At 36.1% G+C, this 14,322-nt stretch carries 13 protein-coding genes; 1 reads left to right on the plus strand and 12 read right to left on the minus strand.

From position 1 onward, the window contains the following. Positions 1–100: 100 nt before the first annotated feature. Both IGI58_RS04450 and IGI58_RS04455 read right to left on the minus strand, forming a co-directional pair. The gene (locus IGI58_RS04450) at positions 101–328 is read right to left on the minus strand and encodes a hypothetical protein (protein WP_225533551.1); all 228 of its coding nucleotides are present in this window, start codon (positions 326–328) and stop codon (positions 101–103) included. Between the two features lie 148 nt (positions 329–476). Further along, positions 477–1,820 carry an FAD-dependent oxidoreductase gene (locus tag IGI58_RS04455; RefSeq protein ID WP_429954331.1) on the minus strand — a complete coding sequence of 448 codons (1,344 nt, stop codon included), beginning with the start codon at positions 1,818–1,820 and terminating at the stop codon, positions 477–479. Between the two features lie 189 nt (positions 1,821–2,009). Here IGI58_RS04455 and IGI58_RS04460 point away from each other — a divergent pair, with 189 nt between their 5' ends. Further along, the gene (locus IGI58_RS04460) at positions 2,010–3,491 is read left to right on the plus strand and encodes a helix-turn-helix domain-containing protein (RefSeq protein WP_225533549.1); all 1,482 of its coding nucleotides are present in this window, start codon (positions 2,010–2,012) and stop codon (positions 3,489–3,491) included. Positions 3,492–3,710: 219 nt separating this feature from the next. On the opposite strand, the gene lepB is transcribed toward IGI58_RS04460, so the two are convergent. The 10 genes from lepB to IGI58_RS04510 all read right to left on the minus strand — a co-directional run bounded on the left by lepB (position 3,711) and on the right by IGI58_RS04510 (position 14,232). After that, positions 3,711–4,568 carry a signal peptidase I gene (lepB, locus tag IGI58_RS04465; protein WP_429954330.1) on the minus strand — a complete coding sequence of 286 codons (858 nt, stop codon included), beginning with the start codon at positions 4,566–4,568 and terminating at the stop codon, positions 3,711–3,713. A 168-nt stretch (positions 4,569–4,736) separates the two neighbouring features. Beyond that, positions 4,737–5,147, minus strand: a complete 411-nt coding sequence (locus IGI58_RS04470; protein WP_429954329.1) for a LysM peptidoglycan-binding domain-containing protein — start codon at positions 5,145–5,147, stop codon at positions 4,737–4,739. A 31-nt stretch (positions 5,148–5,178) separates the two neighbouring features. Continuing rightward, positions 5,179–6,534: a hypothetical protein gene (locus IGI58_RS04475; RefSeq protein WP_225533546.1), complete on the minus strand. Its 1,356-nt coding sequence runs from the start codon at positions 6,532–6,534 to the stop codon at positions 5,179–5,181. A gap of 33 nt (positions 6,535–6,567) precedes the next feature. Further along, positions 6,568–7,269 carry a hypothetical protein gene (locus IGI58_RS04480; protein ID WP_225533545.1) on the minus strand — a complete coding sequence of 234 codons (702 nt, stop codon included), beginning with the start codon at positions 7,267–7,269 and terminating at the stop codon, positions 6,568–6,570. 405 nt (positions 7,270–7,674) lie between these two features. Continuing rightward, complete coding sequence (locus tag IGI58_RS04485) at positions 7,675–8,052, minus strand: type II toxin-antitoxin system PemK/MazF family toxin (RefSeq protein WP_087640866.1); 378 nt, start codon at positions 8,050–8,052, stop codon at positions 7,675–7,677. A gap of 15 nt (positions 8,053–8,067) precedes the next feature. Continuing rightward, positions 8,068–9,186, minus strand: coding sequence for an alanine racemase (alr, locus tag IGI58_RS04490; RefSeq protein ID WP_429954328.1), 1,119 nt, complete (start codon positions 9,184–9,186; stop codon positions 8,068–8,070). A 100-nt stretch (positions 9,187–9,286) separates the two neighbouring features. Then, a complete protein-coding gene (acpS, locus tag IGI58_RS04495; protein WP_087640864.1) occupies positions 9,287–9,640 on the minus strand; it encodes a holo-ACP synthase in 354 nt (117 codons plus the stop codon). Positions 9,641–9,832: 192 nt separating this feature from the next. Continuing rightward, a complete protein-coding gene (gene cshA / locus IGI58_RS04500) occupies positions 9,833–11,368 on the minus strand; it encodes a degradosome RNA helicase CshA (protein ID WP_429954327.1) in 1,536 nt (511 codons plus the stop codon). Positions 11,369–11,699: 331 nt separating this feature from the next. Next, the gene (locus IGI58_RS04505) at positions 11,700–13,067 is read right to left on the minus strand and encodes a UDP-N-acetylmuramoyl-tripeptide--D-alanyl-D-alanine ligase (RefSeq protein ID WP_429954326.1); all 1,368 of its coding nucleotides are present in this window, start codon (positions 13,065–13,067) and stop codon (positions 11,700–11,702) included. Positions 13,068–13,155: 88 nt separating this feature from the next. Continuing rightward, complete coding sequence (locus IGI58_RS04510; RefSeq protein ID WP_087640861.1) at positions 13,156–14,232, minus strand: D-alanine--D-alanine ligase; 1,077 nt, start codon at positions 14,230–14,232, stop codon at positions 13,156–13,158. Positions 14,233–14,322: the final 90 nt, after the last annotated feature.

Raw genomic sequence — 14,322 nt, forward strand, 5'->3', positions numbered from 1 at the left:
CCACTTTATCTCTTTGTTTTAAATAACGATGTTTTATCTCTTAACAGCTAAAAAGAGACAAACTCATCCAGTTGAATCAGCTTGTCTCTTTTTGCCGAGCTTATAATTTTGCTGAAAATTCTGACACTACTTTTTTTACTTCATTTACTGAATCTGGATCTAAATAAGACAATGCTCTAGGAACCACACTCATCAGATACATTTTATCAAGCTTATCTGTCGCTCTTCTTTCCATCAATTCCGCTAGCAAATGTTTCATGTCTTCTTTGTGATCATCTTTGGTACGATCCATTATGAAGTCATAAAATTTCTGTTCCTCTGCTTTCATTCGCGATGCCTCCTAGATTTTTTATTCTATTATAAGCTTAAATCCCTATAAGTAGAAGTAATTTGCCTTTATTGTAAAAAAACAACAGGAACAAAAAAGATTTCCTGCCGTTTTATGCGATAAATGACTGTTTTATTTACTATAGAAATTAGACTCCATATTTTTTGATCAAAAATTCATACGCTGCCTGACCGATAAATCCTAGAGGTTGATTGATCGCTGGATTGAAATAAAAGTCCATAGTGACTAATTCTTCCAATGTCGTTTCTTTGTCGATTGCCAAAGATAAGGTATTGATCGACTGTGTAATATCTTTTTCAGACATCAATTGTCCTCCGATCAATTTGTGCGTACTTTTCTCAATGACCAACTTCACATGAACCTCTTCTTGAATTTCAAGATAAGGCATCTGACAAGGCAATGTCACAAAAATGCTTTCAGCTTCGATTCCTTCAAAAACTGCTTCGTCTTCAGTCAAGCCAGTACTAGCAATGTAACACCCGAAAATTTTAGTTGCTGTGGTTCTTTGTGTCATATTGTAGTTCATCGTATGTCCTAACACATTCATCGCAGCGACGATCGCACTTCTTACAACATTATTCACTAAGGGAATAAATGATTTGCGGTAACTGTTTCTCACAGGATACGAGGTGACATCTCCGACCGCATAAATATTCGGATCACTGGTCTGCATCTGCTCATTTACTCGAACTGTGCCGTTGGTATTTAAATCTAAAAAATCTTTGACCAACGTGGTATCAGGTCGGGCATTCACTGCAACGATCACATAATTATTACGTATCTCTTTATTTGTTGTGTGTGTCACGAATAACTCTTTGTCTGTATCAGAAAAACCAAGAACACTTTCATTTAAATGCAAGTTAATACCTGAATCAATGATCTTTTTTTCAATAATAGATGAAATTTCTTTCCCAAGATAACGAAAAAGGACAGAATCTGCACTCTCGATCAAATGGATCTCTTTCCCTTGATCTTTTAACGCATCACACAACTCTACACCAATGTAGCCACCGCCAACGATCGAGATAGATTGTGCTTTTTCTAAGTTTGCTAATGCGTTCACTGAACTTGGATAACTTTTATACATAGTGACCTTGTCCTCACTAGGCAATGTCAGGTTTGTCGAAAATTGATTTGAACCTGTCGCCAGAATCAATTTATCGTAGCTCAATTCACTTTTTTGTCCATCTTGGCTTTCAAAAATGACTGTTTTTCTTTCAGGATCTAGCGCTGTTACAGCGGTATTAAGAAAAATATTGATTCCTTTTTCTTCTAATTCCTCTGAAGTAAGATATCTGACTTGATCTAGTTCATCGACCATGCCATTCATTTTTAAAATGATCCCACTTGAAATAAAGCTAATCTCAGTTCTTTTTTCTATCAAAAGAACTTCAGTACTAGGATCTAATCTTTTTAGTGCCAATGCTGCCTGAAGTCCGCCATGGGAAGCTCCAATAATTACTACTTTCACTAAAGCTCTTCTCCTTTCAATCACTTGTAACTATAATAATTGCATAAATATCAAAAAAAAAGAAGATCACGCTTCATTATATACAAAATTTTAGTTTTTTTAAATAATAATAAGTGATAAATTTCTTTTTATAAGTTGCGTATTGCCATTTTCATGTGAATCAAGTATCCTTAAAGTGAGGTGTCTATTATGCTAAAACGAGATTTTTTAGAAAAGCCTTTTGATTATATGAATGATATATTATTATTTTTATATAACAATCAAGGTGTTGCAACAAAAAACGAGCTAGTAAATGAATTTCAAATTAGCTTACCAACATTAAATGAATATCTTTCTTTCCTGCAAAGTTTTCTCGAAGAGAATAAAATAGATGATCAAGTGGAAATAACCTTACAAGGGGAAAATATTTCTTTAAAAAAACAAGCTACTTTTCCATTAAAGAAAGTTGTTGTTCTTTTTTTAGAAAAATCTATTAAATTTCAAATGATCAATCGATTATTCAATAAAGGTGAACTAACTTGTGACTATTTCCAGTTGAATTATGCGATCAGTTCCGCTACGTATTATCGGAAAATCACTGAGCTTAATGAGCTTTTAAAAGAATTCCGACTGCAAATCAAGCGTGGAAAATTGATTGGAGAAGAAAAACAAATTCGCTATTTCTTCTTTAACTTCTTTTGGTTTCTTTTTGAGGACAAATCCAGTTTAGAAAAAGAAACAGCAAATCAATATCTAGGCTTTGTCGATATTTTGAAAGAAGCCCTTAATTTGACGTTTGATCCAACTGAAGTGCTACAAATCAAGCTGTGGATGAAAATTTCTTTCCGCAGACTGACAACTGAGTACAATCCAGTTATTAGTCCGAACTATGATTATCCAGATCGGCCTCTATTTGAAGAAATCAACCTTTCCTTACATACATATATGAAAAAAATCGATCGTCCATATACTATCTATGAAGCATACATGTTCTATGACTTCTTTTGTTCCATGAATAACTTTTCTCCAAACTCTTCTTTTGCTTTTCGATTAGCAGAAAAACAGCGCAGAGAAAGTTCTTACTTGAACTACATGAATAAGGTGATTTTAAAATATTTAAAGCAACAAGGTTATTTATCCAGCTATGCGTCGTCTGCACGTTTGTTATATATTGAAAACTTATTGTTTCAACTGCACTCACAACTTTACTATTTTGATGGTTTCATTTTGCCATTCGATAGTTGGACGATCAAATCGATCGTCAATGCTCATCGGCATCCGTTTTCCGGCAATGAAGTCTTTGAACTGATGGATATTGCTACAAAGAAGTTCGATCAGGATGGTGAAAAAGGTAGTTACAAAAATAAATTTACTGAAATTCATTACACGATCATTTTAAATCATATCGCTGAATTGAATGAAGAAAAAATAGCAATAGGCGTATACCACTCATTGAATCCTTCCATAGGTGAATTGGTTATTCAGCATCTGACTAACGTCTTAGGCCACAAATATCCAATCAAAGCAGAAGCATTTAAAGAGGAAAGCCATTATGACATACTGCTTTCTAATATATATACCGAAGTAATCGCTGAAAAGCAGGAACTTGTCTATATTTTTTCAGATATCGGCAATAGTTATGATATGACAGAAATCGAAAAGCTAATTCTTAAACTGATCGATACGCGCTGATCGTTTACTTTATACACTACTCAATAGAAATTATAACAGAGAACGAAGTCTTCATGTTCTCTGTTTTCTTGTCGGGTACTAAATTAAATGAGAATATCTGATATCGATAAAAAAAAATCCAATTACTTTTCGTTTTAAATAACATTTTTTTAAATTTACAAAAGTGTAAAAATAAAAAAAGAACGGTAGACTTTAGTAGATCAAGTCTATCGTTCTTTTTTATTTTATCCAGCCGATATTGTTAAAGGGTGAAAATCTAAAAGAAACGACTCCTTCGATCGCGTTTCCATCAACTAGACCAAACGCTCGACTATCACTAGAATTGTTTCGATTATCACCTAAAACAAAATAGTGACCTGTCGGAATTTTGTTTAATTGAGACATTTGCTCTAAACTTTCATCTGAAATATTGACTTTGATCGTTCCATCTGGTAATTCACTGGCAGCAGACATTTCAGATTCTTTTGGTAACGTCTCAGCCTGATGGTTGATAAATAAGTCATTGCCTTCTGTCCAAACTAGATCTCCTGGCATTCCAATTACTCGTTTGACATACTGAAATTCACTTTTCACAGGTGGTTTGAAGGTGATGATCTCATATCTTTCTGGGATTTTGGTGCGACGAACGATCACACGATCTTTATCCATCAAGGTTGGCTTCATCGAATCACCGTCCACCATATGCGGAGATGTATTCAATATAAAAAAGAATACAAGCACTGCCACAAGTACGACAGGCAGCATAAATTTAATGATTTCGATTATATTCTCTTTTCTTTTTTTCTTTCTTCTTTTTTCGATTTCTTCTTTTGTTAATTTACGTTTTTTTCTTTTTTTGATTGGCGGTGCCACTATTTCAGTTGGATCACTTTGTCTTATTTTAGTATCTACAGCTTCTTTTTTTGGTTCCATTCTTGACTTTGTCTGTGGCTGTGGACGCTTCTTTTTTTGCTTAGATCGTTCTCTTGATTTATCGTCATTGTATTTACGGCGATTATTAGCCGGTCTTTTCTCTTTATTCATTTTTTGTTTTAATTGTTTTTGCAATCGACGAATGCGTCTTTTCAATTTGTTCATGATTCACCTCAATCGATACCGATTATACTCTTTACTAAGAATAACAGACTGTTGTCTATTTTTCCATATAAACCCAACTAACATTCTTTCATTCATTTTCGATGATCAAAAGTGGTAAAAAAATGGATGGAACAAAATGCTAAAAAGCTTTGCCCCATCCATAACATATTATCTACCGAATACTAATTCCTGACCTTCAATCAGGACACTGCTGCTAAGTTGATTTTCATTCATTAATGTTTGGATTGATAGACCTGAATCCTGAGCAATTTCCCACAGTGTCTGTCCACGTTTGACGACATATACTTCCGAATCCTGTACTTCACTAGCAGCAGTAGATTCTGCTGGAGGTTCCGTCGATACGGCAGTAGGCATCGGCGCTTCTACTTTCGTTTCTGATGAAGCTGTCTCTGGAACAGAAGCAGGCGTTACAGGCTGGCTATCTGCAGTAACTGGTGTACTTCCTCCTGGTGAGGCGCCTAAAATCAATGAACTAGATAAGAAGTAAATTGCAGTACTAAACAATAATGCTGAAAAAACCAACAGCAGTCGATAATTTTTAGTGTTATGTTTTTTCATATTGCTCTTCCCCTCACTTCATCTATATAGATTAGTTATTCGCTTTATCTAAACGTGATAATTTACTTAGACGTTCTTCTAATTCACGATAGATCGTCATCACTTCATTCTTAGACTCTTCTACTTCATTTGAAATGTTCTTCGCACGGTTACCGATGTTCAGCATTTCTAATTCAGCAGAGTTGATCATGTGTTTTGCTTCAACTTGTGCTTCATTGATGATTCTATTAGCTTCTTTCTTCGCAGAAACCATTACTTCACCGATTTCTTGTTGTGACTTCAAAGCTTCTTCTTGAAGTGATTGGTTTTTCAATAATAGATCATTGATTTGTTGTTTTGCTTGTAATAGCTCTGCAAGCTGATCACCTTTTACTTCGCCTGTTGCAGACATACTACGCATTGCTTCTAGTTCTGCATTTAATGTATCCAGTTCTTCTTCTTTTTCTTTGTAGTTACTTCTTAAAGTAGCTAACTCTGATTCAAATACATTCTTCTGGATAGAATATTTATCGTTCAATCCTTGGATTTGTCCTAGAGTTGCTTCTAATTCACTTTTATCTTTCAAGACTGTTTCTAATTCTTTTTTCAGCTCTTCAACACGGCTGTTATCAACAGAAGAATCATTCGTTACTGCTAAAGAAACTTCTTTGTCTTTCAACTCTTGATTTTCTTGTTGTAAACGACGCATTTCTTCTTGAAGATCAGCAAGTTTTTGTGTCAATTCTTGATTTTCTTTATCAGTAGTTTGAAGTTTTTCATTCAATGATTCTAATTCCATCTTCACCGTCTCCAATGCTTCTTGTTTTTCTCCGATTGTTCCTCGGGCAGCTAATTCTGTTTGTAATTGTTTGATTTCTTGTTCTTTTTCAATGATTTGTGTTTCTAATTCTGTTTCTTTTTCAAGTAATGCTGATTCTAGTTGAACGATACGTTCCTGACCTTTAGCATTCTCATCTTTCAGTTCACTGATCTGTGCGTTTAAACGGGCAATTTCTTCAGCCCCGTCAGATGCTTCATTTACATCTTCTAATTCCAAAAGTTCTGTTTCTTTTTGATTCAGCTGTGTTGCCAGTTCGTCATTTTGTTCTCTTAGTGTTTCTAACTCACTTTGACTAGTTTCAACTTTATGCACTAGTTGTTTGTTTTGTTGAGACAAGCGGAAGTTTTCTTCTTTGCTTTGTTCAAACTCATCTTCCTGCATTCTGTATTCTTCGATCAGCTCTCTCAAGCGCGTGATTTCTTGCTCTTGCTCAGTTATCAGACTGCTGTTTGCTGTCGTCCTAACTGTTGCTGGTTGCTGCTCTGGTTCCGAATTAAAGTCTACATCTTGTGCTAACTCTTCTTCAGAAACCTCATTGATTTTTTTTATTAAACGTCTTTTTGCCATGCGTGTACACCCCGTCTTTTATTTCTCTTACTCTTACTTGTCTAATGCGACTTTTTCTAAATTATCTTCTTTCGTATTTCTTGAATAAACAATAGATTGTTTTGATAGCTTGCTTGATTTGTCTCGATATGTAAAGGTGAAATCAATCATTGTGATCTCTTTTATTGGCTGTAATTCTTTGATAAAAGTTTCAACATTTTTCTCAGCTGTTTGGAAATCACTATAAGTTAGTACTGTTGAAAAAACTGCAATAGTCATTGTTTCTGTTTTTTGGCTAATCATGATCGCTACATTTGATTCTCCGAAAAAGGGTTGCCATTCTCTCATAAATTGAAGTTCATAGTTGTCTAATGTTTTTGCATCACGACTCTCTATGACTTTTTTCCAAGAAAACTCACCTAATTTCAGCGTATTTTCTTTATAGTTTTCGATCCCAGTGCCAGAAGTTCCACCTCTGGCATCTGAAATTTCTTCTATCTTAAATTCTAAGTCCTTATTATCTTTTCTCAAAGTATTTTGATTATACAAGATACCTAACAAGATTAAACAAAAAATAATTGCTGCGATCATTAAAAATAATAGTGACCGATTATTTTCCTGATGCTTATAAAAATTTATCTTGCGTTTCATTTTTGGACTATCAGAATCTAAACTTTCCAACTGAAAGCGTACATACAACTGATAACTGAAAAAAAGAAACAATAGTACTGTTAACACAAACATAAAAATCGTCATCAAATATAAACTCCTTCTATTCCTTAATAAAAAAACACTATATTTATCTATTTTTTTGAAAGTTACCCACTTTCTACCCAATTATACATAGTTTATTGTAACATTACGTCGCGTTATTGCCAACTTTTTTTTATAAACTCTGACAATTGTCAATAAAACAAGAACCTATCTAGAAAATTTTAGTGTTTTTTTATTAATTTAACAAAAGAAAAGCACTTGATTGGCTTCAAATGCTCTTTCTTCTTTCATTTTATTTATATTTTTGTTTACTATTGTGGATGAGCTTAAAATAACAGCTTGTTCTAATGAGTTTGACCTACGCTTTCTCCGGTGGCTCATCTAAGTATCTACTTTCAACAAATGTGACTTTTGTTTTATGTTTTCCTTTGAGAATGTCTGACATGCTCAGCGATATGTACCAAGATTTTCTTCTAGTTCTTCTTCATGAATTCCTACACTAACGCCCAATGCACGGTCAACAGAGTTCATGACTTCGATGCCTAAATGGCAAACTTTTTCTTTTAAACGTATTTTATCGATCGTACGTATTTGTTCTAATAAAATGACAGAATCTCTTTCAATCCCGGTTTCCTCAGAATTGATCCCTATATGTGTTGGTAATTTTGGCTTCGCCATTTTTGCCGTGATTGCTGCGACAATGATGGTCGGACTAAAATGATTACCTAAATTATTTTGTATGACTAGTACTGGACGTACTCCCCCTTGTTCTGATCCTACTACAGGGGATAAGTCTGCAAAATATATGTCACCCCTTTTGACCATTTGAAACCTCCTATTCTATTTGTACTCCCTTGGCAAGCGCTCAGAAAAAGTACATGCAACTTCATAATGGATCGTTTCTAATTTATCTGCCACCATCTGCATAGTAATCTCTTTCCCATGATCGTGCCCGATCAATGTCACTGTTGTTCCAACTGCAACTTGATTTGGTAATCTGATCATGCATTGATCCATACAAATTCTACCAACGATTTCACACGCTTCTCCTTCTACCAGTACTGAAAAGCCTGTTAAATGCCTCAACCAGCCATCTGCATAACCGATGGGGATCGTTCCGATCCATTCATTTTCAGTCGTGGTATACGTATTGCCATATCCAATGCCTTCTCCTGCTGGAAGTTCCTTGACCTGTATCAGCTCTGATATTAAGGATAATGCTGGTTTTAGTGGATAAACCTCTGTCAATTCATGACCAGAAGGATTTAATCCATATAGTCCAATCCCAAAACGAATCATGTTCCCTGTATGCTCAGGATGCCAAAATGCTGTAGCGCTATTGCTAGTATGAACATATCTTGGTAATTCATCTAAAACAGCTAGAACTTCTTTAAATCGCTGCTCCTGCTTTTGAAAGTAGCCAGTATCTTTCTCATCAGCTGTTGAAAAATGGGTAAATAACCCTTCCCACAGCATTCTTTTTTCAGACTTCACCACAGTTACTGCTTTTTGAACCATTTCTGGTGAAGTAAAGCCTATACGTCCCATTCCCGTATCTACTTTTATATGTATTTTCAATGGTGTCTTTGCTTGCAGATGAATCAACTGCTCTTTCGCCTGCTCTAACCATTCTTGGGTTGCCGCGGTAACTGAGAGGTCATACTTTAGCAGCAAGTCTATGTATGAAATATCTACAACTCCTAAAATAAGGATCGGTTCTGTAATACCAGCTTCACGTAATTCGATTGCTTCGTCTAAAACAGCTACACAAAATCCTGTCGCGCCACCTTCAATAGCAGCTTTTGCTGTCTGGATCGCACCATGACCGTATCCATTTGCTTTTACAACAGCGAATAATTCTGTGCTGCTGGGCATTCGCTTGATTTCATTACGAACGTTTTGCTTTATTGCTTGTGTGTCAATCACTAACTTGGTTGGACGATGCCATCCTACAACCATATGTATCCTTCTTTCTTTTATAGTCGAACAAAAAATAAAACAATGACGTTTTTATTTTCTTCTTTGTTAAGGCTATTTATTCAGTGGATGCTAAAAATATTTAGCTGGATTCTAATATTATCTGCGCCACTGCGCTAGTTTCCGTATGTGAAATAGATACAAATACCTGCCCATCATGTGGCGACTTCGTCACTTTAGGAGCGCCATTTTTTTCTTTCAAGATTTCGATATCTTGTAATCCGACTGCTCCAATGCCAGTCCCCCAAGCTTTGGAAAATGCTTCTTTACAAGCAAAACGACCCGCTAAAAATTCAACTTGTCGCTTATGAGGCAGTTCTTCAAAAAGAGCTTGTTCATTTTCAGTTAAAACTCTGTTCACAAAAGAAGACTTGCGTGTAATAATTTTTTCGATTCTTGAAAGTTCCACCATATCTATACCAATTCCTTTGATCATTCTTTCAAGCCCTCTTTTTATAATTTATAAATCACTCTTATTCTATCAAATTTTAGCAATTTTTCCACACAATAATTGAAAAATTAATAAAAAGATGCAACAAAGCTTAAACGCCTTGCTGCACCTGAACGAAATTTATTAAATGATTAAATAGAAATGGTTTATTTCTATTTTTCAGCTTTCGTAGTTTTATTATTTTGAATTGTCTCTAATAACAAAGCTGCGTTTTTTATCATTATGTCTTTTGACTGAACGGTTATCTTTATTTTTGTTGTAACCACCGTGATTACTGTTACCGCCGCCAGTACCTTTATTGTTTTTGTTGCCGCCGCGATATCCGCCATTTTTGTTACGGTTGCGATTATTACCGCCACCACGGCTATTTTTGTTGAAGCCTTTTTTAGTTGAAGGTAATGGGCGTTCTGGTGTGATTTTTACTGGTACAGCATCAGATGGGTCTTTAGAAATTGTTTTTAGTAATAATGCTGCCAAGTCTTCAGCAGAATATTTTTCTAAAAGATTTGCAGCTGATGGCAAGTAATTTTCCAAACCGTTTTCTTCTAGTTTTTCTTCAACAGTCTCGATCGCAGCACCTAGTTGCCCTTTGAAAGCTTCTTTTTCACTTGGCGGACGTAATGGTGTCATACGTTTTTTTGTTAAATCCTCAATGACATGTAAGTAGCCCATTTCGTTTGGTGTAACGAAAGTAACAGACATACCGCCTTTACCAGCACGACCTGTACGGCCGATACGGTGAACATAGCTTTCAGGATCTTGCGGAATATCGTAGTTGTAAACATGAGTCACACCAGAAATATCTAGGCCTCGAGCAGCCACATCTGTCGCAACTAGGATATCTAAACTACCATTTTTAAATGAACGCAATACGCTCATACGTTTTTGTTGAGACAAATCGCCATGAATACCTTCTGCTTTATAACCACGCGCCTCAAGCCCACGTGCCAATTCATCTACACGACGTTTTGTACGACCAAAAACAATGGTCAATTCTGGTGTTTGTACATCTAGTAAACGAGTCATGATATCAAATTTTTCAAAATCTTTTGAGCGTACATAGTATTGATCGATCAAATCAGCAGTCATTTCTTTTGCTTTGATTTTTACGTGCTCAGGTTGTTTCATGAATTTAACGCCGATATTTTTGATTGCAGGCGGCATTGTTGCTGAAAATAGCAGTGTTTGACGCTCAGATGGAATTTTAGAAATGATTTTTTCGATGTCTTCTAAAAAGCCCATGTTTAACATTTCATCTGCTTCATCTAAAACAAGTGTTTCAATTGTTTCTAATTTTAAGGTACGACGATTGATATGATCCAATAAACGTCCTGGTGTTCCGACAACGATATGCGGATTATCTTTCAGTCCACGAATCTGACGACCGATATCTGCTCCGCCATATACTGCCTGAACACGAATTTTTTTATCGCGACCTAAACGGAAAAGTTCTTCCTGTGTTTGAATTGCTAACTCACGTGTAGGAGCGATTACGATTCCTTGTAATACACGGTTTGATGTATCTATTTTTTGCAGCATCGGTAAACCAAAAGCAGCTGTCTTACCTGTTCCTGTTTGCGCTTGTCCAATAACGTCTTTTCCTTCGATTGCTAATGGGATCGTTTCTTCCTGGATGGGTGTTGCTTCTTCAAATCCTGAACGCTCGATTGCTGACAATAATTCTGGTGCTAAGCCTAGTTCTCTAAATTTCAAATGAGATCCTCCTAATAAATGTTTGTTTCAGAAGAAATACTTCTTCCTTTGTTACAGGTGATTTGACTTTCACTGATGGGAAAATGTTCCTCCGCTTTGTAGACCTTCAACATAGGTCTATTTTATTTTCTGATCAGTGTTACCGAAAAATCCACCTTATGAAGCCAATGGCACTAGAAAAGCCAAACGACGTCGTTCAGCTTTTTTAATCTTTATTATAAATAGAATTCCTTCTTAGTATAGAAGCGTATTCCATTACTTTACTTCGATCTTTCGGCAATAGGTTATTTTAGCATAGTTTTGCGTTTTCAGCAAGTTTTATGAAAGCTTGCTAACTTTTCATCAATTGTTCCACAACTTCATTTAAGCCCATACCATTACTTCCTTTTAAGACAACCATATCTTCAGCTTTTAGGATCGATTGCAGTGTATCGATCAAGCTGTCTTTTTCTTCCTTAGAAAAGTAATAGACTTTATTTTCAGGATAGTTTTTCTTCAACGCATTGTACAATGCCTTCATTTCAGTCCCATAAAGTAAAACTTCAGCAATTTCATTTGGATTTAAATGTTCACTGACAGAAGCATGCATCGCAGCGGAATCAGGACCTAATTCCAGCATATCTCCCAGAACTGCTACACGTTTTCCAGAAGTCGCCATTTGGCTGAAGCTATCTAAAACTAAATTCATCGCAGTTGGATTCGCGTTATAAACGTCACTCAATATTTCAACAGATTGTTGATTTTTCAACCATTCTGTTCGATTTTTCGTTAGCTTGAAGTTTGCTAAACCTGCTTGGATTTTTTCTTCTGCAAGACCGAACCACTGACCAATACTAATCGCGATCAGAGCGTTCCCAATATTATATTTACCTGGAACAGGTATCGTAAATAATGTATCGGAGCCTTTTATTTTAAATGTGCTTTGTTCTTTTTGTTCCGTGACGATTTCAGCCTGACAGTCGGCATCATGCCAACCAAAGGTCTTGATCGTCTGAGGCAATCCATTGATCAAAGGTAACAATAACGGCTCTTCAGCTGGTATCAACAATAAACCTGATTTATCTAAGCCTGCAGTGATTTCCATTTTTGCTTGGGCAATTCCAGCTCTTGAACCTAGATTCTCGATATGAGCTTCACCGATCATTGTGATCGCAGCAACTTCTGGCTGAGCTAATGTTGAGAGAAAATCAATTTCATGTGCATGATCCATACCCATTTCTAAAATCAGTTTTTCTGTTTCATCGGGCATATGTAAAATAGTATAAGGCAGACCGATGTCATTATTATAATTCCCCTGTGTTTTATACGTCTTGAATTGTTGAGATAAAACAGCTTCTGTCATATCTTTTGTTGTTGTCTTTCCATTGCTTCCAGTCACTGCAATTACTGTTGGTGTCATCTTCTTTAAGTAGTAAACAGCCAGATCCTGCATTGCCTTTAGCGTATCAGAAACCTTAAGAAAAGGTAATTCAACAGGTACATCATCTGCTCTACTCCAAAAAGCAGCCCCTGCTCCTTTTTCTACGGCACTTGAGATGAATGAGTGTCCATCATTCGCTCCTTTTAAAGGAACAAATAAATTCCCCGCTGTAATCAAACGACTATCAAATTCAAGTCCTGTCAATTCAAAATCTGCCCATTGCTTCCAATCATTTTCTGCCTTGACAGCTTCTGCTGCCTCCCAAAAAGTTAGTTTCATTGATTTTTTTCCTTCCTGCAATTGCTTTCTTCACTATAAAAGGGCTGAGATAAGACGTCCAACGTTTTACCCCCTCCCTTTAAAGTTATTATCTTTCGTAAAAGCTTTGTCTTTGCTTAAAGCGGTTCAAAGCTAACTGGATCAATTCTTCGATCAGATCGCTATATTTCAAGCCCATATTCTCCCACAATAGCGGGTACATACTAAATTCTGTGAATCCCGGCATTGTATTCAACTCATTCAAAAAGAGTTCATTTTTACTAGTCAAAAAGAAATCACATCGGCTTAAGCCGCTGCCGTCTAAGATCGTATAGGCCTTTTTAGCAAATTCTTGTGCTTTTTGATGAACTTCTTCTGGGACTTCAGCTGGAATCTGCATAGTGATTTGATTGTCGATATATTTTGAATTATAGTCATAAAAATCAACATCTTTCACGATTTCTCCCGGCAAGGTCGTCCGCACATCTTCATTTCCTAAAATCGCTACTTCGATTTCACGCGCTTCGATCCCTTGCTCAACGATCGCTCTAGAGTCATAGCGGTATGCTTCTTCCAAAGCATTTTGCAGTTCTTCACGATTTTCAGCTTTACTGATCCCTACACTTGATCCCATATTTGCCGGCTTCACAAAAACAGGATAAATCAATGAGCCTTCACATTGCTCAAAAACTTTTTTAGGATTTTCTTTCCAATTACTTTTCAATACTGGTACAAAAGGAACTTGCGGAATTCCAGCTGTTTGCAGTAGATATTTGGTCATGATCTTATCCATTGCATTAGCACTAGCCAAAACACCAGCGCCGACATACGGCATTCCTATCGTCTCTAAAAAACCTTGGATAGTTCCGTCTTCGCCATTCGGTCCATGAAGTACCGGGAAAACGATCGTATCTTCTTCTTTGATTTCGCAAGGCAGGATAACTTTCCCTGTGAACTCTCCCCATTTGTCTACTTCGCCACTGTCCGACCAAGTTAATTTCAAGACCTCTTCACTCTCTGGCTTTTCTGAAAGTAATGGTCCTTTGACCCACTCACCCGCTTTACTAATATAAACCAGTTGAACTTGATAGTAATTATAATAAATCGCATTTAAAACAGAATAGGCAGATAATATCGAAACATCGTGCTCTTCACTTCTCCCACCATATAGCAAAGTAATCTTCAAATGCTCTTCCTCCTAAAATTCTTCATATATTCATAGATTTAAAAAAACAGGCAAAACTGCTCTTTCATATTTTAGCATAAAACCCGCAAC

Source organism: Enterococcus sp. AZ020, assembly GCF_050499205.1.
Taxonomy (GTDB): domain Bacteria; phylum Bacillota; class Bacilli; order Lactobacillales; family Enterococcaceae; genus Enterococcus_L; species Enterococcus_L dunnyi.